The organism is Microcystis sp. M083S1 (genome assembly GCF_020246405.1).
Taxonomy (GTDB): domain Bacteria; phylum Cyanobacteriota; class Cyanobacteriia; order Cyanobacteriales; family Microcystaceae; genus Microcystis; species Microcystis aeruginosa_C.
In genome coordinates, this window is the sequence record NZ_JADBTB010000154.1 from 1 (window position 1) to 21,880 (window position 21,880).

Genomic DNA, 21,880 nt, shown 5'->3' on the forward strand with positions numbered 1-21,880 from the left:
ATCATGCCCCTTGAGGGTGCGGATTTCTTGGCCTGTTTCTACATTCCAGAGTTTGATGGTGTTGTCACCACTACTGCTCACCAAAGTCTTGCCGTCGGGACTAAAATTAACACTCTGGACAAAGTCATCATGCCCCTCTAAGCGATTGCGTTCACTTTTGCGGTTGAGAAGTTCCTGTAAGGCATTAGTCACCTCCTTGTTGTACGTCTGCTGCTTTTGTAGAATTTTTCCCGCTTTAATCGCTTCGACGAAAGCCTCCAAGTTTTTATGTTCATTCAATAGAGATAAGGAATATCTACCAAGAGACTCAGCTTGATTAAATTCTGCTTGTCTGGTTTTTTGCCAAGCCATCCAACCCAAACTACTACTAACCACCACCGCCACCAAAGAAACCACCGCAATCCTTCGCGCTGTTCTAATTTTTTCGTTTTTTTGTCGTTCTGCTTGACTAATACTCGCCTTAATAAACTCTATCGCCACAGGATCTAAATTAGGCAGAGAATTATTCTTTTGAAACTCAACAATTTTGGCTAACTTAGAACCTCCCCAAAGCTCACTACTCGCTTTTACTGCATCTTGCTTCTGTAAATCATCCCACTGTTTAGCATCAGCATATAAACGACTTCTCAGAACAATTATCTCCTCCTTTTCTCGAATTAAATCCTGTAACACTTGCCAACACCGCAACAATTCTTCATGTGCCACCTCAACCGTTGCTTTCCCGTCTTCTCCCTTACTCACCAACAGACGATTATCTATCAATTGATAGAGAACCTCCTTTTGCATTTCCTCCTGTTCAAAACTCGATTTATCCGCCCTTCTGCTAACTGCTTCTTTCCCTTCTAAACTAATTAACTCTAGAAAAATTTCCTCTGCTGCTTTCCGTTGCTGTTCATTAAATTGACTATAAATTTTATCCGCTTGTTTTTCTAGCGCACCCGTTACCCCACCAATCTCTTGATAAATCTTAATATTTAAAACCCGCTCTTGAATATGATTTTTTTGCCACAATAAATCTAGCGTATATTGTAACAGAGGTAAAGAGCCAGCCTGTTCATAAAAATCGGCAATAATTTGATTAATTAATCCCTTTTCAAAAATTACACCATTTCTCGCCGCCGGTTCAGCAATAGCTAATCTTAAATCACTTTCATCCATATCTATTAACATCTTGCTATACTGATCATGGATTTTTCCTAAACTGGGATAAGGACTTAATTTATCTAAAAAATCCGCCCTTATCGTCATCACAATTTTAACTAAACTATCATTATTTTCAATTAATTTAATCAAACTTTTAATGAAAATATCTCTTTCCGTCTTCGGTGTACGAGTAAATAATTCCTCAAATTGGTCAATAAAAATAAACCATAAATCAGAATTATTTTTTAATCTTTCAACCACCTTAATTAAAGTATCTTCCTTAACAGCTTGTGCTAATTTCGCTTGGTATTGTTTATATCTATTTGCCAAAAGACAACCATAAAAAGACTCAAAGGGATTAACATCAGGAACAAAAGTTAAATTAACCAATTTATTCGCACCCAAATTATCCTTTAACTTAGGAATTAAACCCGCTTGCACGAGAGAAGACTTACCACTTCCCGACGCACCTAAAAGCAATAAAACATTCTTTTGATTTAAATAATCGGTTAACTCAATAATCCAATTATCTCGCCCAAAAAACCTATCCTTATCATCTACCTCAAACTTCCTTAAACCCAAATAAGGTGAACCCGTAATTAAAGTTTGAGCTTGAATCTCAACTCCTGACTTTTGGGTGATAATATATTGATTGATTACACCGCCACTAATATCACCCGCAATTCCCTTAAATTCACCATCACCAATAAGACCTTTAACATCACCCCCTATTTCTAAATAATAACTTTTATCAGTCATTTTTGCTACCCCAAAATTATTCTTTTCAAGTTAACTTTAAATTGCAGTTTTAGAATTAGCACTCTTTAAGGACTTCCTACTAAACCAAACAATTTAGCCAAACCGCCTAAAATCGTTACAATTAAAGCAACTAAAATCCCTCGACTGACGAACTCTTGATTCTCTAAGCGCTTTTCCACGCCATCAATTTTTCCCTCTAGACGCTTCTCAATACCATCAATTTTTTCCTCTAGACGCTTCTCGACACCATCAATTTTTTCCTCCAGACGCTTCTCGACACCATCAATTTTTTCCTCCAGACGCTTCTCGACACCATCAATTTTTCCCTCCAGACGCTTAATTTCACCTTTAACTTCACTAAGTTCAATCTTAATATCAGTAACATCTTTTTGAAGATTGTCTAACTTTTGATTGATTTGAATTAGAAAATCTTTAAGTTCTACCTCAACAGTAATTGACATAAATTTCCCTCCTAAATAATCCTCAACTAATTAATCTTCTGACTAATATTTCCACCACTAATATCTCCTGCAATTCCCTTCAAAGTACCATCTCCCACCATTCCCTTAATATCACCACCAACATTAATATTATACTTACCTGCGGCAAATTCTTCAGGTTTTAATTGCTTAAGTAATGCTTCTGCTGTCTTAATAACCTCTGCATCTCTATCAATTTTTGCTTCAATTAACTCTTCTTTGAGCAGTGTTTTTACCCCCTCTGAATCTGGTTTTTTCTCATGTTTATCGACGATATCACTATCATCTGTTTTCCCTTTTTCTGCAAATTTCTTCTTAATCAACGCTTTTAAACCCTCATAAGCATCCTTAACCGCTGTTCCTGCCGTATCCTTAGCAGCAGCAACCGCACCAGCAGCCAACGCAGCGAGAATTAGAGAAATCGGTTCCATTGCCTGAGACTCCAAATTAGATATTGCTGACTCAATCTTAGATCAAAGCAAAGTATCTGACGCGATTATGGCGCAGGTATTGGGCGCAAATGGATTGCTCGTCGGGGTTGTTGGCTACTACTTTGACATCCTCGCCGCCGTAAAACGGACGGCGATTCCTCACCACGCCACTTTTTTAGGGTGGTCGCTGAACGGGGTTGACGCTTCACCGAAAAACGCTTAATTGCTTAAGTCTGACACTTTCTCCACGTCCGTTTTGAGTGTCCGAATGCCCTCCGGCCACTTTGAACAAGTCGAAAAAATCTAATGTTCAACCTTATTTCCTAGAAAGTTTTACTCGTTCAAGGCCGAATTTGACTTCTTTTCTGAACGAAACCCCCTACTATCTGTGGTCAAGGTTCAGTTTTTAGCTTGGTTATCGCTTTTTCCATTGTAGCTTAAAGCCGTCCTAAAAGGACGGGGTTTTAACCCAAATTTTCGATAAGCTGGACGTGGGGGACTTGCTTGGGAATAATATCCCAGCCAGAAAATCGCTCTGTAGAAGAATCAGACCAGCCAGATAGCATATTATCAAAGCGTAAGTCCCTTAGCTGCGGGGACTCTCGAAGGACTTCCCCCTACTTAGGGTGATCAGCACACTTGATCGATCGGAGGGCGCAGGTTCCTGGCACTTCTACAGTAACGGATTTTGTCCACAATGTAGGGGCGAACTGCGTTCGCCCAAAAGATACATTATCAAAGCGCAAGTCCCTAATCCCGTTTAGAGCATATTTCATTTAGACGAGAAAGGCTGTACTTAAAAAAATATGGTATGATAGTAAATTGTCAGTTTTACGAAAGCCGATGAAAACGGAAGAGATTATCAAATCAATCGAAGCCGAGTATCTCAAGAGCGATCTGCCCATTATCCATGTCGGTGACACGATCCGGGTAGGGGTGCGAATCGTTGAAGGAGATAAAGAGCGGATTCAGCCCTACGAGGGTATTGTCATCGCCAAACGCCATGGCGGTATCAACGAAACGATTACAGTACGCAAAGTCTTCCAGGGTGTGGGAGTAGAAAGAGTTTTCCTGCTCCACTCGCCCCGGGTTGCCAGTATCAAGATCATCCGTCGTGGTAAAGTACGTCGGGCGAAACTCTACTACCTGCGCGATCGGGTTGGCAAAGCCACCAGGGTCCAAGAACGTTTCGATCGCCCTCTCTAAAAAATTTCCGGCGACAGCCTAACCAAGAAAGTTGCTTAATCGCCAACAACTACGCTATAATAAATAAAGGCCTTAAAAAAGCCCAATAGTTTAGCGAATGGGCGCTCTTAGTTCAGTTGGTAGAACGCAGGTCTCCAAAACCTGATGTCGGGGGTTCAAGTCCTCCAGGGCGCGTTTGGTAATCACCAAGCCGATAATTGCAAAGGACATGATCTAAATGTCTGGGGGTTAGTGTGGGTTGTCCGGTGAAAATGATAAGTTAAGGATAGCTTGAGTATCATTTTAAGGAGTAGCGATCGTGGCCAAAAAAGAAACCCTAGAAAAAGACGCGAGCGACAAGAAAGAGGGAAGCTCCTTTCAGGTCAAGGAATTCGTCAATGAAACCAAAGAAGAACTCGCCAAAGTCGTCTGGCCTTCCCGTCAGCAACTTTTGAGCGAATCGGCGGCGGTGATGTTAATGGTGACTTTGGTAGCCACTCTCATCTATCTAATCGATAAATTCTTTGCCTGGGGTGCGGGGAAGGTGTTCCCATGAATCTAGAAGAAGAGCAGTTTCCCGAAGAACTCAATCTTAGCGGCCTACCGAAAAAACCCCGTTGGTATGCCGTGCAGGTGGCTTCCGGTTGTGAGAAACGGGTCAAAGCTAATTTGGAACAGCGCATCCACACCCTCGATGTGGCCGATCGCATTCTGCAAGTCCAGATTCCCCAAGCGGCCACCGTCAAAGTCCGCAAGGATGGTTCACGGCAACACGGCGAGGAAAAAGTCTTCCCGGGTTATGTCCTGATCAGAATGATCATGGATGATGACGCTTGGCAGGTGGTGAAAAACACCCCCCATGTGATCAACTTTGTCGGGGCCGAACAAAAACGGCACTACGGACGCGGCCGCGGTCACGTCACCCCGCTACCCTTGAGTATGTCAGAAGTTGATCGCATCTTCAAACAAGCTCAGATTCAAGAACCGGTCGTCAAAATCAATATGGAAGTTGGCGATCAAATCTTAGTCCTATCCGGTCCATTTAAGGACTTTGAAGGGGAAGTGATCGAAGTTAGTCCCGAGCGCGGCAAACTCAAGGCCCTGCTCTCCATTTTTGGTCGGGATACCCCGGTCGAATTGGAATTTAATCAAGTCGAAAAACAAAACTAAATCATGGCTAAAAAAGTCGTCGCAATTATTAAACTAGCTTTACCTGCTGGTAAGGCTAACCCTGCTCCTCCGGTCGGTCCTGCTTTGGGTCAACACGGGGTAAATATTATGGCGTTTTGTAAAGATTACAACGCTAAAACCGCCGATCAGGCCGGGATGATCATCCCTGTGGAAATCTCCGTTTTTGAGGATCGGAGTTTTACCTTTGTCCTCAAAACTCCCCCCGCTTCCGTTCTCATCCGTAAAGCGGCTGGTGTGGAAAGAGGTTCCAACGAACCTAACAAGAAATTTGTCGCCACCATTACCCGCGACCAATTACGCGAAATCGCCCAAACTAAAATGCCCGATCTTAACGCTAACGACATCGAAGCGGCCATGAATATTGTGGCGGGAACGGCCAGAAATATGGGTGTCAAGATCTCAGACTAAATCTTATTACGGGGAGAAGTTAAGCTTCGTTATTACCCAAGGAGCAACAAATCAGATGGTAAAAAAAGTTTCACGACGTTTGCGAGATGCCCAGGCTAAGGTAGAAAATAAAGCCTACGAGCCATTAGAGGCACTAACATTATTAAAGGAATTAGCGACGGCGAAATTCGACGAAACCGCCGAAGCTCATATTCGTTTAGGCATCGATCCTAAATATACCGACCAACAACTGCGGACAACGGTAAGTTTACCCAAAGGAACCGGACGCACGGTGCGAGTAGCGGTCATTACTCGCGGGGAAAAGGTACAGGAAGCGAACAACGCCGGGGCCGATATCGTTGGTTCGGAAGAATTAATCGAAGAAATCGCCAAGGGGATGATGGATTTCGAGGTGTTAATCGCCACCCCCGATATGATGCCGAAAGTGGCGAAATTAGGTCGTCAACTTGGTCCACGGGGTTTAATGCCTTCACCGAAAGGGGGAACCGTAACCACGGATTTAACGGGGGCAATCTCTGAGTTCAAAGCGGGTAAATTGGAATTCCGGGCCGATCGCACCGGGATCGTTCACGTTCAATTTGGTAAAGCTTCTTTTAGTGCTGAGGATTTGTTAGTTAATTTGAAAGCTTTACAGGAAACGGTGGACAGAAACCGTCCTTCTGGGGCCAAGGGGCGTTACTGGCGCACAGTTTACGTTTCTTCCTCCATGGGGCCATCGATTCAAGTGGATATTAGCACCCTGCGGGATCTGAAATTAGCCGAAGGTTAATGACAGTTATTTTTCTTTGAAAAAGCCTCCAAGTAATTGGGGGTGTTTTTTTAGCTTGATCGCCCGATTGATATAGAATCAAAAGGCTACACTCAAGATTAATCGCTTGAATTGTTCTCTTGTATCTGTTCCTAAAGCCAGCGTGTGGATTGTAGATTCCCCTAATACCCGTATTTTAGCCCCTAGTGCGATCGCTCTTGGTAACTTTGATGGTTTGCACCTAGGTCATCAAACCGTCCTACAGCCAATTTTTCAGGATAGCCCCGCTTATCCCACCGTTGTTAGTTTTACTCCCCACCCGCGGGAATTTTTTACGGGGGAAAAATGGCAGTTATTAACTCCTCTAGGGGAAAAGGTGGAGGTTTTGGAGAATTTAGGCGTTAAACAATTAGTTTTACTGCCTTTCTCTGCTCAATTAGCTTCCCTGACTCCCTTGGCTTTTGTCGAACAGATTTTAGTAGAAAAATTACAGGCTAAATCGATCAGTGTTGGTCAAGATTTTCGCTTCGGTTATCGTCGTCAAGGTACAGCCGAAGATTTATTACAGATCGCCTCTCAATTTAATATTAAAGTCGAGATTGTTGGTTTAAAAAACTGTGGGGCGGGTCGGATTAGTAGTTCCCTAATTCGTCAAGCTTTGGCAGCAGGAAACGTTGAGCAAGCTGGGCAAATGTTAGGTCGTCCCTATAGTTTAACCGGTCGCGTGGTCGTCGGGCAACAACTGGGCAGAACATTAGGTTTTCATACCGCTAATCTACAGGTTCCTCCCGATAAATTATTGCCGCGACTGGGGGTTTATTGCGGTTGGGTGCCTCTTGATGGTTCTCGCTTACCGGCAGTTATGAACATCGGTTATCGTCCCACAATCGAGGGAAAAACTATCAGTGTGGAAATCCATTTATTGGATTGGTCGGGCAATGTATATGATCGCATTTTAACGATGGATTTAGTGCAATTTCTGCGACCAGAACAGAAATTTAATTCTCTCGATCGATTAAAAAATCAGATCGAGATAGACTGCGATCGCTCTCGATTAATTCTAACTTCTGTAACTGACAACTGCTAATATTTTTGGTATTCTCTTTCCACTTTACCCACCGCTTTCAATAAAGGAGAATCGAGGGAATCGATCCAATCAGCTACTTCTCGCGCTAATCCTAGGGTAACAATGCCTTGAGACGGTGGTAATTGACCAGCTAAAGCCTGACTTTTGATGGTTTTCAGGACAGAAATTAAACCCTCAATCCGAGTCGATATTTTTGTTTCCCGCATCTGTTCGGCCACGGTAATAGCTTGGTCAATTGATTGAATTAATTCCCTCATGTTCGTTTCCATAATATTCTAGCGACAGGAAAGAGATGTAACCGTTATTGCTCGCCCCTCTCCCCATTGTATATTGGCATCTCGCGAGTCTTTAATAAAAGTTTGCTGACCACCACCGGGATAACAATCAGCCGGATTCTGGGGGGCAACAATTCCTTGATAAACCGTTGTTCCCGCAGGTAAAGTCACCGATACTACTTTAGTCGCTTGATTGGGAGGATTCCACTTTTGATCGAGGGCTAAATTTCTGATCACCTCCACATTGGTGGTATATTGATCCGTGGTCAGAAAACGACCTTTTTTGCTATTTTCGTCACTATAATAACGGAAAAAAGTCTGGGGTTTTTCTAGGGTAACTGCCTGACATTCACTATTGCGAAAAGTGATGGCAAGATCTGGAGGAAGGGGACAGGAAGGAGCCTGATCTTGAGCCAATATTTTCCGAGAATTGAAAGTCAAATTTTCGGGTAAACTATTGGTTAATGTACTGGCAGCGATTCCTAAAACAAGACTAAAAACGAGCGAACTAGCTTTCATCTTCACTGATTAAGAGAAATTCTTCTCGATTTTACCGTACTGAACCGACTTAAAATCTTGATTTCGCCCACTGGCAACAATTCTTAACTAATTTTCTCTATGCTCGCCACCCTAACCCCGATTAGCTCCCTAGCAGAAAAATTACCGCCATTGTCTGTCAACTTTCCTCGCTAGTGTGGGCAAATTAGGAAAAGAATCGTTAAGATCAAGAAAACTTAACATTAATCTTCTTGACAGAATACCCCATTTGTGCTATGAGAGACGCTATTGATATTTTGATGGAAAATTTGAGCCAGAGCATCGTCGGCCAAACCGAATCGATTCGCATTGTGCTGGTGGCTTTGCTCAGTGGTGGTCACGCTCTCCTCGAAGATGTCCCCGGAGTCGGCAAAACCCTGTTAGCCAAATCCTTAGCGCGTTCAATTAACGGTCGTTTCCAACGGGTACAATGCACCCCTGACCTCCTCCCTAGTGATATCACGGGAACGACGATTTGGAACCCCAACAGTCGCGAATTTGAATTTATCCCCGGCCCCGCTTTTGCTAACGTCCTGTTGGCCGATGAAATCAACCGGGCCACCCCGCGCACCCAATCGGCACTTCTAGAAGTCATGGAAGAAAAACAAGTTACCGTCGATGGAGAAGCGCGGCCGGTCCCCCAACCTTTCTTTGTTATCGCCACCCAAAACCCGATCGAATATCAAGGCACTTTTCCGCTTCCAGAAGCACAAATGGACCGTTTTGCCGTTTGCCTAAGTTTGGGTTATCCCAGCGCAGCAGAAGAATTAAAAATGTTACAAAGACAGCATTCTCAAGAGGCGGTTAAATCCATAGAAGCTTGTATTTCCTTAGAACAGGTGGGAGAATTGCAAAGATTAGTCAGTCTGGTCAAGGTAGCTCCTGCTTTACAGCAATATATCGTCGATTTAGTCCGCGCTACCCGTGATCATGAAGATATTAGTTTAGGAGTCAGTCCCCGGGGTTGTGTGGTTTTGCAAAAAGCAGTTCAAGCTTACGCTTTCCTCGAAGGTCGCGATTATGCTATCCCCGATGATGTTAAGCTGATTACTCCCTACGTCTTCTGCCATCGTCTGATTCCTAGTCACGGTCGTCAAGCTAAAGTTATCGTGGAAAGACTTCTGCAATCGGTGGCGATCGAGGATCGCATCTGTGCCTGAACTACTTTAAATCCCTAGCGGGGGAATAACAACGACTAGCAATTAAACCCAAAACTAACCACCATAGGGTGCTAACTTGGGGACGATACCAAACTGTATCAAAAAAACCGTGGGCAAGAATTCCGGCCATAGCGGCAATTGCCCCGATTAACCAAAAGCCTTGACTATCCATTTTATCGCGTAAAAGTTTAATTTGATGGATGCCTTGGCCGATAGTTGTGACTAATAACCAGAGGAAACAGGTAAAACCAATAATTCCCGTTTCTACCATGATTTCTAATAGCACAGAATAGGCACTTAAAGCCGTGTATTTTGGCTTCATGAATAGTGGGTAAATTTTCTTAAAAGCATCATTACCCGGTCCGATGCCCAAAAGCGGATAAGTTTGAATCATGCGGATAACTGCATCCCAAACATTAATCCGAAAGTTATTACTACTATCTTCCCGGCCAGCAAAAATACTCATCACCCGAATTCGCAGCGGCTCCACCAATAAAATCGCCCCTAAAACCACCACGGCTAAACCCCCTAAAACTAAGGGTAAAAGCCATGTTTGCCAAAATAACGGTAGATAACTTTTGAACCAATAAAATAATAGCAATAAGAAGACAATTCCTAAGACCATCAAACCAATCCAACCGCCACGACTCTCGGTAAAAAATAAACAAGCGGCATTGGCTAAAGTTAATAAAGCCGCTAAAATTTTCGGTAGCCATCCCTGCCACACAAACAAGGCTGCACCGCTAAAAGCAATACCGGGTAATAAATAACTAGCTAATAAATTAGGATTACCGAGATAACTATAAACCCTAGTATCCCCCGCTAATTCTGAGGTGGGATCGTTCCACGTTGCTAACTGTTCCGCACCAAAAATTTGCTGGCGAATGCCGTAAACGCTCACTGCTAAGGCGGTTAAAACTAAAGTAGTCAGAATCCAATTTGTTAGGCGTGGTGAGCGCATGATTCGGGCGGTAAAAGCAAAAAAGATTAGATTGAGAGTTAATTTAATTAATCCTTCCAAAGCTGCGGTTTTAACGGGAGAAAAAGCCGTAGAAACCGTGGCAATTCCCCAGTATAAAAGCACTAGAATATGAATCGGTGTCACCCCGATTTTGCCTTCATCCACAAGGGTTAAGAGTAGCCAATAACCCGCTATTGCTAACAATAAAAAACCAATTTGACTGGTGGAGAAAAACGGCGCAGTGGCGATAAGGAGAGAGATTAACAGCGCACCCATCAGTTCTGTCCACTCCACAAACCGGCTACCCTGTCGCCATTGACTAAAAAGGCCGACGAAACGATGCAGATAGCTATATTTTGACCAAGAAGCGGGGGAAAAGTTCAGTAGGGTGATTTGTTTCCAAAAAGCATTCATATTGTTTTTAGTTGCGGTTGTCACCGGCAAACTTTGATTAAGATACCGATTGTATCTTAATTGTTGACTCTTGGGAGCGAAAAGAGTTTCAGTCTGGTGTCTTAGGGCAGCTTCACACAGTCAAAACCGGATAGCATAACCAGTCTAAGTATGGGGTGAACGTAAAGCTTGACCTAAACGAGTTAAGCCTTGGGAACAGTCAAAACGATCGAGATGTACTTCAATAAATGATAGGCGATCGATGTTACCCTGGGCAATCGATAAAGCCTTTTCTAATTCCCCTTCTGTCCTGACTTGACAACTCCAACTTTCCCCGTTAAATACTGCCGGTAATTGGTGATATTTCCACGGTTGTAGATCATTATAAATATTATCCTGAATTACCCGCTCGATCGTGTAACCATCATTGTTAATTAAAAAGATAATTGGATTGAGATGGTGACGGATAATTGTCGAAAGTTCTTGGGCGGTCATTTGAAAAGCACCATCACCCACAAAGACGATAGGACGAGTATTTGGTGCGGCAAAAGCTACTCCTAAACAGGCGGGAATTGAATAACCAATAGAGAGATAAAATGCTTGACCAATAAAGTCGGTTTTTTGGGGCATTAATAAATCAATTGTGGCAATAATTGCGTCCCCTGTATCAGAAATAACAAAAGATTCTTGAGCGATAAAATGATTCATTCGCTCATAAAAACGAGCATTAGTTAATTTTTGCTCCGGCACGGCGATGAATTCTAAATTCTTCAATTCGGCCGCAGGTTTAATCTCTAGTGTAGCTGCTTCTTTGTGACTTAGCTTATCAATTAAACCATCGATAAAATCCCCTAGGAATACTGGTTGATAGAAGTGATGTTTAATTTTTACTTTCTCGGAATTGGCATTAATCAAATTATTGGGATTTAAATTAGCCGTAAATCCCCCTAAATTCATATCGGACATGATCGCCCCTAAACAGAGGACACAATCGGCATTTTCCACCCGTTGACTAACGTATTCGCGACTTAATGCCCCCACATAAGTGCCGATAAATTGCGGCTGCATTTCCGAAATTGACGACTTACCTAAAATAGTGGTGGCTAAGGGATAACCCGTTACTTCTAAAAGTTTCAGCAACTTATCCTGGAGTTTAAACCGATGGAATTCTACCCCTGCTAAAATAATTGGTTTTTCCGCTTTTTCTAATAAAAAAGCCGCTTCTTCAATGGCTTCTTCTAAAGCGGCGGCATCCGTGAGATTATCGGTTAAATAAATTGGCTTTTCTGAGGGGATACAGGGACGATAGACTAGATCCCGGGGAATTTCGATATACACGGGACGTTTGTGATGCAAACAAGCGGCTAAAGTTTGATCGATTTGACTGGCTGCTTGGGCAGAATTAGTGAGAATAACTGAAGCAGCCGTGACTTTTTCCATGATGGACAATTGCAGATTATAATCGCCCGTGGTGTGGTGTAATAATAAATTATCCCGGCGAATCGAGCGATCGGAAGCCCCACTAATTACCACCAAGGGAACTCTTTCAGCGTAAGCACCGACCACAGCATTAACGAGGCTAAATCCCCCAACACCGTAGGTGACACAGACAGCGCCCATACCTTTGACTCGCGCGTAGGCATCGGCGGCATAACCCGCGTTAAGCTCATTACAGGTGCAAACTAATTCGATCGGACTTTCCACCAAAACATCCATCAAATCGAGGACATAATCCCCCGGCACCCCAAAAATATGATTAACCCCTAAACTATGGAGACACTGGCATAAATATTCGCCGATTGTGATCATAGCAATTTTCTCCCCTGTGTTGGCACTTTCACGCCGATCATAACGATTTTTTCAAAAAATAGGCTCATGCCCAGTAATAAACTGGAAAGTAACAATCAGCAGACTTTAATTAAGTAGCTGTTTGCAATTAAATAGAAGATAGGTTTTGCACTCGATCCCCCCTGCCCCCCTTAATAAGGGGGGTGCCGACAGGCGGGGGGATCTTAGAGTTTTTTCCGCAGACCCTAATTATATCTAGGCGATGGTGATCAATGCTATAGTATAAAATCTGGGGTTTTTCTCTGGGGTGTAAAAAAATATCTGCGGCACTTTTTCTGGTATAATTTTTACAGGAGATTCCCTAAAACTTTCGACTTAACTAAGGCTGACTGTTAATGATTTTTACTGAATTAGTTTTGCAAAATTTCGGTCCCTACGCCGGTCGTCAAGTGATTAATTTACGTCCCGAAAAAGACAACAATCCCTGTCCAATTATCCTTTTGGGAGGCATGAATGGCGGCGGCAAAACTACTTTAATGGATGCGATTCGTTTGGCTTTGTACGGTGCGCGGGCTAAATGTTCTACTCGCAATAATTTAAGTTATGCCGAGTTTCTCAGTCAAGCAGTTAATCATCAAGCTTCCCTCATCGATCAAGCTAGAATTGAACTGGCTTTTGAACATCTAGTTAATGAACAATGGCGACAATATCGTATCGTTAGATACTGGACAAAACAGCCCAAAGATGGTAAGGATACCCTCGGTATTTTAGATGAAGATTGGCCCGATCCCGCCTTAGCTAATACTTGGGATGAATATATTGAAAATTTATTACCTTTGGGTATTTCTAACCTGTTTTTATTTGATGGGGAACAGGTAAAAGAATTGGCAGAACAGGATGTACCTCCTGACAGTGTTAAGGATTCGATGCAGACTTTATTAGGGTTAGAATTAGCGGAAAGATTAGCAGTTGATCTTGATATTTTAGCTAGTCGCAAGCGCCGGTTATTAGCGGCAGAGAATGAACTGGCAACTATTGAAGCTATCGAGAAAAAATTAGCCCAGTACCAAGAAGATTTAGAATTGGCTCGGCAAGAGATGGAAACTCAACAAAAAAATTTAGATTTGGTTAGAAATGATTTTGATGCAGTCTCGGATAAATTTCGCATTGATGGCGGAAAAATTGCCGCCGAAAGAAGTCAATTAGAGAGCAGAAAAAAGGATTTAGATAAGAAGCTAGATAACCAGAGAGAATATTTAGGTCAATTAGCGGGGGAATTTTTACCATTAAAGTTAATTTTTCCTCTCCTAGAAGCGGCTAAAATTCAGGGAGAAAAAGAGCTACAATTTCAATCAGCTAAAGTCGCTCAATCGGTTTTAGAATCCAGAGATAAAAAGTTACTTGCTTATTTAGAACAACTGAATTTAAATTTAGAACAATTAGAGAATATTAGAGAATTTTTACAGCAAGAAAATCAGTTTTTAGCTCAGGATAGCGATTGTTTGATTACTCCTTACTTAGATTTAGACGAGGAGGCGATCGAGTTATTAAATCGAGTCTTAACCCATCAATTACCGGCACAAATTAACCTCGCCCATCAAGCAAGGGAACAATTAAGAAATCTGGAAGCTGACTTAGATAATTTAGAGCGAGAATTAGCAGTAGCAGCCTCTCCCGAAGAATACGAAACCCTGAGTAATAACTTAAAAACCGCTCAGAAAAAGTATTTAAATGCTCAAGCGGAATACGAGCAAAGCCACAAAAATTATGAAGAAATCAAAAAGAAAATTGAGAAGACTAAAAAAGAATTATTTGCCTATAGTGAGAAAGCTTTAGAATCCCAAAGTAACGAACACATCGTCAATGCTATTGTCAAAGCACAGCAAACTTTAAAAGTATTTAAAGAACGCTTAACTTTAAAAAAATTAAATAGATTAGAGGGAGAAGTGGCGGAATGTTTTCGTTATTTATTGCATAAGTCCGATCTGGTGCAGAAAATAGCGATCGATGCTGATACTTTTGGTCTATCTCTCTTTGGTCCCGATGGACAAAATGTGCCTAAACACCGTCTTTCTGCCGGAGAAAAACAACTATTAGCGATCGCTTTTTTGTGGGGATTAGCGCGAGTCTCCGGACGAGATTTACCCATCGCTATCGATACACCCCTCGGACGTTTAGATTCTTCCCATCGCCATAATTTAGTTGAACGTTATTTTCCCGCCGCTTCCTCTCAAGTTATCCTCCTTTCCACCGATACAGAAATTGGACAAAATGAGCTACTCTTATTAGAAGAACAGGAAGTAATCGCCCGAAAATACCTGCTAGAATACAATTCCCAACAACGTCAAACCACTATTCACCCCGATCGCTACTTTTGGTAAGATTATGACTCAGATAAATTCCCAAGAAATTCTCCCCCAATTAACTTGAGACATCGGGCCTTACTTTCGATTTTATCGCTCAATCCAAGCTTTTGGGGGGTAGAACCCCCCAAACCCCCCGTTGGGGGCGTGGCGCCGCCCCCAAACCCCCCGCGCATTAGTTTTTCGGTGGGATGCTTACACGCGGCTGCTGATACATCTGTAATAATTTAAGAGTTACTGATAATTGCCGATTGTCGTTATTTCTGCAAATTTGAGATGCACTCATCAGTTATCATTTATCAGTTATCAGATGCGAGTTATCAGTTCACTGATTACTGTTTACTGGACGGCTACGCCGTGCCTTTGGCAACACTGAAAAAAACTCCCTACTTCCCACTATCCTATTAAACAGGATTGAGAATGACTAACTATTTTATCATCAGTCAGCTCGAGGTAAAATTATAAATTATGGAATCACCGATCGAACGTTTTCGACTATCCCAAACCGCCAAAGATAGCCTAATAAAATTAAAACGCTACACCAAAATTGACCAATGGAATATCCTCTGTCGTTGGGCTTTTTGTCGTTCCCTTGCCGAACCGAGTCTCCCCTCTCCCGTTCCCATTCCTGCCGATAGCAATGTAGAATTATCTTGGAAAGTATTCGGGGGAGAAATGGCCGATATTTTCTTAATTGCCCTCAAACAACGTTGTCATCAAGACGGATTAGGAACCGATAAAGAAACTCTAACTCAACAATTTCGCTTACATTTACATCGCGGTATCGGTTATCTTGCTGGGGATGCCAAGCTAAAAAAAATCGATAATTTAATCGAATTAGAGAGAGAAAATCTCAGAGAATCTTAACCAAGAATGATCTGTTTTTAGGGGGAGCGCATCTCAAAAGCTATTGACAATTGGCCAATTTTGTGATGGTATTTAAAAGAGGGCGGCTATCGGGGGATGAGAAAAAATGGAAAATTTAATCGAGGAAGCACTAAGCCATCGAGCGATTAATCACCCGTATTTACTTGCTTTAGAAAAAGGAGAATTTCAACATATTGATGAAGTTATGAAAGACTTTGCCAGTCAATACGGAGCTTATAGTGACTGGTTTTCCCGTTATTTAACAGCAGTAATATCAAAGCTAGAAAATCCCACTCATCGAAATCACCTGCTGAAGAACTTAGCTGAAGAAAACGGACATCTACACCATGAAGATCTCGAAGCAATCCGTAAATTAGGTATTAAGGACGAGTGGGTACAGGAAATTCCTCACCCACAGTTATTCAAGCGTTTTCAAGAAGCGATGGGAGTAGATAGCAGGCAACCGCCTTGTGTTGAAGTGGAAATCTGGCGTGAATCATTCTTATCGCTGCTCCAGAATGGAAGCTCACTCCAAGCTATTGGAGCCATAGGTTTAGGGACTGAATCTGTTGTTAAATTTATCTACAAACACATTATTGAAGCGATTAAAAACCATACATCATTATCCTTGCAGCAATATGTATTTTTTCCTTTACATACAGAAGTGGAGGATGAACACAGCTTAACTTTAGTTGAAATTGCTAAGGAATTAGCCAGTGAAGGCGAACAGGCTGTTCTGGAATTACGGAAAGGAATGTTAAAAGCCTTAGATCTACGTGCTGCTTACTGGGACAATATGTATGAACGTGCGTTGGCGCTAGATAAATCTTTGACATCATCAGACATACCCAAGATTGTTACGCTTTTCACTAAAATGATTAAAAGCAAAAAGCTGTCTAATCAGGAACAGGAACTTTTATTGCATCAAATCAATGATGTGCGTATTGGATTGACGGAAGACTTATCTACTGTTCCAGTGGAAAAACTACTACCCGGATTGAGTTCACTTTTGCTATACGGGATGCAAAGGGAAAAGCACAAGGAAGAAGTTCTGAACTTGTTAAATTGGCTTGAAAATCCATCTGATGAATGCCAATGCTCTCAAACAATATTAAGGCTTGCATCACAACTTTACCATGATTTTCAAACAGTGCGACTGGGAGCCTTGACCGAAAAAATTAATGAACAAAAAAGCTTGACTCATGTGCAAGAAGCTAAGGAGCTTATTTCAACAATCAGCGCCAGCAACTTAGAGGCTTTATACAACAATAAGGTTGATAAACTCAATATTGATTTTAACGTATTTCGCCTGCCATTTGATCTAGAAGTTTTAGATGCACGCCTAGTTATAGTCAAGCCAGGAAAGGCGAATGAAATGCACAGACACGCACATGAAACCGTATTTGTATTTCTTCAGGGTCAAGGAAAAGTTATTGTTGATCAATATGAAAACGAAGTCGAACCGGGTACTTTTGCTGTTATTCCCCGTTGGTGCGTGCATCAATCTGTGAACTTAGGAGAAGAAGATTTAGTTTTTCTGGCGATAGCTGATTTCGGATTAACTGGTAAAAGTTTTATGGGTAATTACTTGCACAGTGCTAGACTAAAACAAAATTAGTGCAAATTTTATCACGTTAGATAGGTATGAAAGCAACACAAGAAACCAAAAAACTTTACGACGAAAGCGCAGGAGACTGGAAACGAGTAGAACCGATTTTGCTTTCTGATTACTCCGCTCGTCCGTTTGTCATTGATTTATGTGAACCGATTGTCAATAAGAAAATATTAGATCTAGGCTGTGGGGAAGGTTATGTAGGAAGAGAGTTAATTAACCGAGGCGCTCAATATGTTCATGGGATTGATATTTCATCACAAATGATCGAGCAGGCCTTGATTCAAAAAAACGAGCATCAGATTATTAATGTTTCCTATGAAGCTGGTGATATTCGTGATTTTGGGGTAACTGAGTCCGAACAATACGATTTAGTTCTGGCTATGTTTCTGTTCAACTACTTAAATGTTTCAGAAACTATTAGCACGATGCAGAAAGCCTACCAACTTTTGAAATTCGGTGGATATTTCCTGTTCGCCGTCCCCCATCCCTCTTTACCTTTTCTGAAAAAAGATAAGTTTCCTTTTTATTTTAAACCCGAAGCTGGCTATTTTTCCGGACGCGATCAATTATTCCCCGGTGAGATTTGGCGCCGAGATAGAAAAGCCGTCGCCGTGCAATGTGTTCATAAAACTATGGAAGATTACTTCACATCTCTTCGTTTAGCAGCCTTCACAAAAATGCCAGAAGTTTATGAACTAAAAATTAATCAGGAACATTTAGAACTAGACCCAGAATTTTTTACTCCGCTCATTGACCTTCCCCTTCACGTTGCCTTCAAGATTCAAAAATGATTAGACCAATTTTTGATCCTAATATTTCATTACTGACTTGGAAAAAATTGCCCGATCCTTCTCAACTATTTTTTCATTTACCCAAATCATTAGTCTTGGATTTACTGAAAACAAGCAATCACAGATGGCTTGACAAACCCAACGAAATAGCACAGGAAACAGTTAATAAAAATCTTGACTTTTTCCTGCCGTTTCGTGAGAAATTGCTCCTAGAACCCGGAATAGTTATTTTCCGATTAGATTCAGCATTAACAGAAACGGAAATGCGGTTAATTTATGCTTTTATTTCTCGTATTTTTGGACTGCTAAACCACCGCTATGGCTATTTTTTTGATGTAATCGATCGAGGAATGGATTACACTAAAGAAGCTATACCCGTTTCGATGACGAATGCAGAAACTGGCTATCATACTGATAGTACAGCCAAAAACTACTTCCCTGATCTTGTTGGCTTACTGTGTCTTGCTGCCGCAGATGAGGGAGGAGATTCCCTTGTAGTAAACGCCGCCAATTTGTATCAATATTTCTGGCAACACCATACAGACCTAGTTCCCTATCTTTACGAACCTTTGGCGCGGGATGTGATTACACCTGGAGAGATTAATTCTCAAGAAGCTATTCAAAAGAATAATTTCCCCTTATTCTCAACAGATTCTCGGGGTCTGGTTTTTCGTTATATGCGATACTGGATTGAAGTCGCTTACTCCAAACTGGAAATAGCGCAACCGGAAGCTATCACAAAAACACTCGACATCATCGACGACTTTTTTTCAAAACCAGAAAATATAGTCCGCTTCAAAATGAAAAAAGGTGATATATTTTACATTAATAATCGCTTTTTATGCCACAATAGAACCGCTTTTAAAAATTCAGGAAAACCCCGACAGATGGTGCGTAGTTGGATTAACCTTTAAACAAAATACGTCCAAGAGAGAAAGTGAACCGGTCAAAGTACAGAGTACAATGACCTCAACTTCCTTGTCACCCCTTCAGGGGGTCAAACTCACCTTAAAAAACTTTCGGTCGGCCTAAAGTAGTGATATAGATAACTGCTTCATCGGAGGGAATTCCTAACACTTCATTAACTTGATCATCAAAAAAACCACCGATACCACTAACCCCTAACCCCAGATGAATAGCTGCTAAATTTAATCTCTGTCCCAAATGGCCCGCATCTGCATGAAGATAACGATAAACTCGATCGCCATATTTAGCCACTGCTTTTGACAGATCCGCCGTATGAAAAACCACAGCAGCCGCATCTCGTCCCAAATCCTGACCTAAACAGAGATAATGTAACTCTTGCCGGAAATTTTTAAAGCGAATTTGCCGCAATTCTTGGGCTTTAGGAGCATAATAATAACAGCCTTCCTCTAATCCAGTTACTGCCGAAACAGCGATAAAAGTTTCCAATAAATCTAGAGCAAAATAATCGGGATTGGGATCGAGATTTTGACTGGCATAATCTTGGGGTTGATAGGTAAAATGCAGCAGCGCTCGCAATTCGTCTAAACTGAGACTAGCGCCACTATAAGCGCGGGTAGATCTGCGTTTAAGCATCGTACTTTCCAGATCAATTAAATCTTCCCCCCAATTGACGGGACGGGATGTCACGGAAACTTTTAGACAAAAAGGAAAATTATATTTATCTTCCCAATTAGACGGAGTAACAGTTGCTTCTATCTTCTCATCTGTAGCTATGATAGTGGCTCGCTGTAGGGAGCTTAATAATTCTCCCTCGGGAATTTCGGGATAAACAGTCGTGGTTGCCGAAGGTAGTGCCGTGGTACTAGGGGGGAGATTTTGCTGAATATTGAGCAGATCTGCCAAAGGAATCACCGTCATGACACTTTCCTTCTCGGAATCAAGATAAAGCAATTCATTCATCTGACTATCGTTAAAACCACCGATTAAATGGGCCCGATAGTCATTAATCGAGGCTGATAGCTCAATATTGCCCAATAAATGCCCTGTATCGAGGAAAATACGCCGATAAGCTCGATCCTCGTAGCGCCAAGCGGATCGATAAAAAATGGCACTGGTAACTAAAGCGATATCGGTATTTTCTAAAACAGGATTCCAGAAACAAGCAGATTGTAGGTTCGTCCAGACATCACTTTCCCAGAATAAAAGCAGCGAGTGACTTTGACCTTGGTAACTGTAGAGACCGGCGGGTAAAAATTCCGTGCCACGAGAGATCAGATAGACCTCGGCGGGGTATAATCCACCAGCAGAGGGTGCGGAACGTAGGTACAAGGGACTGCCCATAGTGGCGATTTTGGCAGTTAAACCATAGCTACAGCCCAAAATTCGCGATATACGTCGCCAAAAGTCTCCTTTTTGGGGAACTGTTTGACGGGAGAGGTAGGGTTTGAGATCGAAAGTCTGACCGATTTTGTATTCTTTAAAGGGATAGGGTTGTTGACTCCAATCAAGACCTTTACTTTTTGAGGCGATCGTCTGGGGGTCGTATTTGGTCCGCTCGTGGTAGTATTGGGCGATCGAGATTGGCTGATCTGGCATGATAAAGATAGGCTGTCTAAGCTTTACTTTTTAGTTTGACATACTCCCACCCCTAGAAAACGGGTTTCTGAAAGAAACCCGTTTTCTAAATACTCCCCTCTCCCCCCCCCTGCTCTACGATGTCGGGTAGGGTTGATTCATGAATCAACCCTACCCTTGATAAGGGGGGTGGGGGGTTGGGGGTGAGGGTAATTAACCATATCTGCCATTACTTTAGAAAAATAGTATAACTGCTATAATTATCCCATAGCGGCTCAACCCAGAGAAATTCGACGTTATGTTACCAGTGACGGCAAAGTTCCCTTTGCCCAATGGCTCGATTCTTTGCGGGATATTAAGGCTAAAACTAAAATTGCTCAACGCCTAAACCGGGTTAATTTAGGTAACTTAGGGGATTATAAATCAGCTTTGAGCAGGAGTTTATGAACTACGAATAGACTATGGTTCTGGTTATCGCGTTTACTTTGGACAAATCGGAACAACAATTATCTTACTCCTGTGTGGAGGAGATAAAAAAACGCAAGCTAAAGACATTGAAATAGCCCAAAAATATTGGCAAGACTATAGGAGCCGAGAAAATGCCAATCAGTGATAGTTATCATGATTCCCTGATCGAATCCCTTAAAGATCCCCATTATGCAGCAGTTTATTTGGAAACTCATCTAGAGGGAGATGAATATGAATTTGAATCAGAATTACTCAGACTTGCGTTTAATCACGTCCTAGAAGCCCTTAGACCTCAAAATCTAACACCAGAACAAATCAAAATTCAGGCCAAGCAATTGGAAGAACTAATGCAAAAACCTGCACCTGAAGCCATGAATCAACTAACCTCTTGGCTTCAAGCTTTAGGATTGAAATTAACGATAATGATCGCTCCAAAAATGCCAGAAATAAATCATGAAAATGACGCTGTTAGTTCAATCAAGATTACAGGGTAGTTTGTAGTTTGTAGTTTGGGTTTTTTGATTACAAATTGATAGCCGCTTAACGCACCCTACACAGAAAAGGGGGTTCTTTCAGAAACCCCTTTTCTAAATAGGGTCTGCTGAAAAAGTCATTGAAAAGTACAGGTCTCTTAATCAATGATTTCACTTAGCTACAAGCATAAGCTTTAGTTGTTGATTAACTTTTAAGTTATAACTTATCCTAATCATTGACCGAGAAAAAGTGCTG

21 protein-coding genes, 1 tRNA gene and 1 pseudogene are annotated in these 21,880 nt (G+C 41.9%); 15 read left to right on the top strand and 8 right to left on the bottom strand.

The window, feature by feature from the left end:
• From IM450_RS14655 to IM450_RS14665, 3 genes are all read right to left on the bottom strand, one after another.
• Positions 1–1,902, bottom strand: a 1,902-nt coding sequence (locus IM450_RS14655; protein WP_287669938.1) for an NACHT and WD repeat domain-containing protein, incomplete at its 3' end; no start/stop codon positions are given.
• A gap of 65 nt (positions 1,903–1,967) precedes the next feature.
• Complete coding sequence (locus tag IM450_RS14660; protein ID WP_002769767.1) at positions 1,968–2,363, bottom strand: hypothetical protein; 396 nt, start codon at positions 2,361–2,363, stop codon at positions 1,968–1,970.
• A gap of 26 nt (positions 2,364–2,389) precedes the next feature.
• Entirely contained in the window at positions 2,390–2,812 is a 423-nt protein-coding gene (locus tag IM450_RS14665) for a hypothetical protein (RefSeq protein WP_287669940.1), read from the bottom strand.
• Between the two features lie 843 nt (positions 2,813–3,655).
• Here IM450_RS14665 and rplS point away from each other — a divergent pair.
• The 7 genes from rplS to IM450_RS14700 all read left to right on the top strand — a co-directional run bounded on the left by rplS (position 3,656) and on the right by IM450_RS14700 (position 7,431).
• Entirely contained in the window at positions 3,656–4,018 is a 363-nt protein-coding gene (gene rplS / locus IM450_RS14670) for a 50S ribosomal protein L19 (RefSeq protein WP_002738040.1), read from the top strand.
• Positions 4,019–4,119: 101 nt separating this feature from the next.
• A tRNA-Trp gene (locus IM450_RS14675) sits at positions 4,120–4,192 on the top strand.
• A 124-nt stretch (positions 4,193–4,316) separates the two neighbouring features.
• Complete coding sequence (secE, locus tag IM450_RS14680; protein ID WP_002737505.1) at positions 4,317–4,553, top strand: preprotein translocase subunit SecE; 237 nt, start codon at positions 4,317–4,319, stop codon at positions 4,551–4,553.
• Complete coding sequence (gene nusG, locus IM450_RS14685) at positions 4,550–5,167, top strand: transcription termination/antitermination protein NusG (protein ID WP_002735925.1); 618 nt, start codon at positions 4,550–4,552, stop codon at positions 5,165–5,167. The genes secE and nusG overlap by 4 nt, the downstream gene beginning before the upstream one ends.
• 3 nt (positions 5,168–5,170) lie before the next feature.
• Positions 5,171–5,596, top strand: coding sequence for a 50S ribosomal protein L11 (rplK, locus tag IM450_RS14690; RefSeq protein WP_002735897.1), 426 nt, complete (start codon positions 5,171–5,173; stop codon positions 5,594–5,596).
• A gap of 55 nt (positions 5,597–5,651) precedes the next feature.
• The gene (rplA, locus tag IM450_RS14695) at positions 5,652–6,365 is read left to right on the top strand and encodes a 50S ribosomal protein L1 (protein ID WP_002765993.1); all 714 of its coding nucleotides are present in this window, start codon (positions 5,652–5,654) and stop codon (positions 6,363–6,365) included.
• A 142-nt stretch (positions 6,366–6,507) separates the two neighbouring features.
• Complete coding sequence (locus IM450_RS14700; protein WP_287669943.1) at positions 6,508–7,431, top strand: bifunctional riboflavin kinase/FAD synthetase; 924 nt, start codon at positions 6,508–6,510, stop codon at positions 7,429–7,431.
• Here IM450_RS14700 and IM450_RS14705 read toward each other — a convergent pair.
• Both IM450_RS14705 and IM450_RS14710 read right to left on the bottom strand, forming a co-directional pair.
• On the bottom strand, positions 7,428–7,700 hold the full coding sequence (locus tag IM450_RS14705) for a hypothetical protein (protein ID WP_043997626.1): 273 nt from the start codon (positions 7,698–7,700) through the stop codon (positions 7,428–7,430). The two genes, IM450_RS14700 and IM450_RS14705, sit on opposite strands and share 4 nt — an antisense overlap.
• Before the next feature lie 6 nt (positions 7,701–7,706).
• Entirely contained in the window at positions 7,707–8,225 is a 519-nt protein-coding gene (locus IM450_RS14710) for a hypothetical protein (protein ID WP_002800223.1), read from the bottom strand.
• Positions 8,226–8,479: 254 nt separating this feature from the next.
• On the opposite strand from IM450_RS14710, the gene IM450_RS14715 reads away from it, so the two are divergent.
• The gene (locus IM450_RS14715; RefSeq protein ID WP_287669946.1) at positions 8,480–9,403 is read left to right on the top strand and encodes an AAA family ATPase; all 924 of its coding nucleotides are present in this window, start codon (positions 8,480–8,482) and stop codon (positions 9,401–9,403) included.
• 1 nt (position 9,404) lies between these two features.
• Here IM450_RS14715 and IM450_RS14720 read toward each other — a convergent pair whose 3' ends face one another.
• Together IM450_RS14720 and IM450_RS14725 are read right to left on the bottom strand one after the other, a co-directional pair.
• A complete protein-coding gene (locus tag IM450_RS14720; RefSeq protein WP_287669948.1) occupies positions 9,405–10,778 on the bottom strand; it encodes an IctB family putative bicarbonate transporter in 1,374 nt (457 codons plus the stop codon).
• 144 nt (positions 10,779–10,922) lie between these two features.
• Positions 10,923–12,566, bottom strand: coding sequence for an alpha-keto acid decarboxylase family protein (locus IM450_RS14725; protein WP_287669950.1), 1,644 nt, complete (start codon positions 12,564–12,566; stop codon positions 10,923–10,925).
• A 374-nt stretch (positions 12,567–12,940) separates the two neighbouring features.
• On the opposite strand from IM450_RS14725, the gene dndD reads away from it, so the two are divergent.
• From dndD to IM450_RS14750, 5 genes are all read left to right on the top strand, one after another.
• Positions 12,941–14,926 carry a DNA sulfur modification protein DndD gene (dndD, locus tag IM450_RS14730; protein WP_287669952.1) on the top strand — a complete coding sequence of 662 codons (1,986 nt, stop codon included), beginning with the start codon at positions 12,941–12,943 and terminating at the stop codon, positions 14,924–14,926.
• A 450-nt stretch (positions 14,927–15,376) separates the two neighbouring features.
• Positions 15,377–15,775 carry a DNA sulfur modification protein DndE gene (gene dndE / locus IM450_RS14735; RefSeq protein WP_002735106.1) on the top strand — a complete coding sequence of 133 codons (399 nt, stop codon included), beginning with the start codon at positions 15,377–15,379 and terminating at the stop codon, positions 15,773–15,775.
• Between the two features lie 106 nt (positions 15,776–15,881).
• On the top strand, positions 15,882–17,393 hold the full coding sequence (locus IM450_RS14740) for a cupin domain-containing protein (RefSeq protein ID WP_002800239.1): 1,512 nt from the start codon (positions 15,882–15,884) through the stop codon (positions 17,391–17,393).
• 26 nt (positions 17,394–17,419) lie between these two features.
• Positions 17,420–18,181: a class I SAM-dependent methyltransferase gene (locus IM450_RS14745; RefSeq protein WP_287669955.1), complete on the top strand. Its 762-nt coding sequence runs from the start codon at positions 17,420–17,422 to the stop codon at positions 18,179–18,181.
• Positions 18,178–19,095, top strand: a complete 918-nt coding sequence (locus IM450_RS14750; RefSeq protein ID WP_287669957.1) for a TauD/TfdA family dioxygenase — start codon at positions 18,178–18,180, stop codon at positions 19,093–19,095. Before IM450_RS14745 ends, IM450_RS14750 begins: the two co-directional genes overlap by 4 nt.
• A gap of 94 nt (positions 19,096–19,189) precedes the next feature.
• Here IM450_RS14750 and IM450_RS14755 read toward each other — a convergent pair whose 3' ends face one another.
• Complete coding sequence (locus IM450_RS14755) at positions 19,190–20,704, bottom strand: SagB/ThcOx family dehydrogenase (protein WP_287669959.1); 1,515 nt, start codon at positions 20,702–20,704, stop codon at positions 19,190–19,192.
• A gap of 246 nt (positions 20,705–20,950) precedes the next feature.
• Here IM450_RS14755 and IM450_RS22550 point away from each other — a divergent pair.
• Together IM450_RS22550 and IM450_RS14765 are read left to right on the top strand one after the other, a co-directional pair.
• Positions 20,951–21,296, top strand: a pseudogene (locus IM450_RS22550) (type II toxin-antitoxin system RelE/ParE family toxin).
• The gene (locus IM450_RS14765; RefSeq protein WP_287669961.1) at positions 21,283–21,645 is read left to right on the top strand and encodes a helix-turn-helix domain-containing transcriptional regulator; all 363 of its coding nucleotides are present in this window, start codon (positions 21,283–21,285) and stop codon (positions 21,643–21,645) included. The pseudogene IM450_RS22550 and the gene IM450_RS14765 overlap by 14 nt, the downstream one beginning before the upstream one ends.
• The last annotated feature ends 235 nt before the right edge of the window (positions 21,646–21,880 follow it).

Bases quoted from the DNA above. Each gene is read 5' to 3' on its own strand.
- dndD (WP_287669952.1), top strand. From the start codon at position 12,941: ATGATTTTTACTGAATTAGTTTTGCAAAATTTCGGTCCCTACGCCGGT.
- IM450_RS14710 (WP_002800223.1), bottom strand. From the start codon at position 8,225: ATGAAAGCTAGTTCGCTCGTTTTTAGTCTTGTTTTAGGAATCGCTGCC.
- IM450_RS14765 (WP_287669961.1), top strand. From the start codon at position 21,283: ATGCCAATCAGTGATAGTTATCATGATTCCCTGATCGAATCCCTTAAA.
- nusG (WP_002735925.1), top strand. From the start codon at position 4,550: ATGAATCTAGAAGAAGAGCAGTTTCCCGAAGAACTCAATCTTAGCGGC.
- IM450_RS14740 (WP_002800239.1), top strand. From the start codon at position 15,882: ATGGAAAATTTAATCGAGGAAGCACTAAGCCATCGAGCGATTAATCAC.
- IM450_RS14745 (WP_287669955.1), top strand. From the start codon at position 17,420: ATGAAAGCAACACAAGAAACCAAAAAACTTTACGACGAAAGCGCAGGA.
- rplS (WP_002738040.1), top strand. From the start codon at position 3,656: ATGAAAACGGAAGAGATTATCAAATCAATCGAAGCCGAGTATCTCAAG.
- IM450_RS14705 (WP_043997626.1), bottom strand. From the start codon at position 7,700: ATGGAAACGAACATGAGGGAATTAATTCAATCAATTGACCAAGCTATT.
- IM450_RS14665 (WP_287669940.1), bottom strand. From the start codon at position 2,812: ATGGAACCGATTTCTCTAATTCTCGCTGCGTTGGCTGCTGGTGCGGTT.
- IM450_RS14720 (WP_287669948.1), bottom strand. From the start codon at position 10,778: ATGAATGCTTTTTGGAAACAAATCACCCTACTGAACTTTTCCCCCGCT.
- IM450_RS14755 (WP_287669959.1), bottom strand. From the start codon at position 20,704: ATGCCAGATCAGCCAATCTCGATCGCCCAATACTACCACGAGCGGACC.
- IM450_RS14725 (WP_287669950.1), bottom strand. From the start codon at position 12,566: ATGATCACAATCGGCGAATATTTATGCCAGTGTCTCCATAGTTTAGGG.
- IM450_RS14715 (WP_287669946.1), top strand. From the start codon at position 8,480: ATGAGAGACGCTATTGATATTTTGATGGAAAATTTGAGCCAGAGCATC.
- rplA (WP_002765993.1), top strand. From the start codon at position 5,652: ATGGTAAAAAAAGTTTCACGACGTTTGCGAGATGCCCAGGCTAAGGTA.
- dndE (WP_002735106.1), top strand. From the start codon at position 15,377: ATGGAATCACCGATCGAACGTTTTCGACTATCCCAAACCGCCAAAGAT.
- IM450_RS14750 (WP_287669957.1), top strand. From the start codon at position 18,178: ATGATTAGACCAATTTTTGATCCTAATATTTCATTACTGACTTGGAAA.
- rplK (WP_002735897.1), top strand. From the start codon at position 5,171: ATGGCTAAAAAAGTCGTCGCAATTATTAAACTAGCTTTACCTGCTGGT.
- IM450_RS14660 (WP_002769767.1), bottom strand. From the start codon at position 2,363: ATGTCAATTACTGTTGAGGTAGAACTTAAAGATTTTCTAATTCAAATC.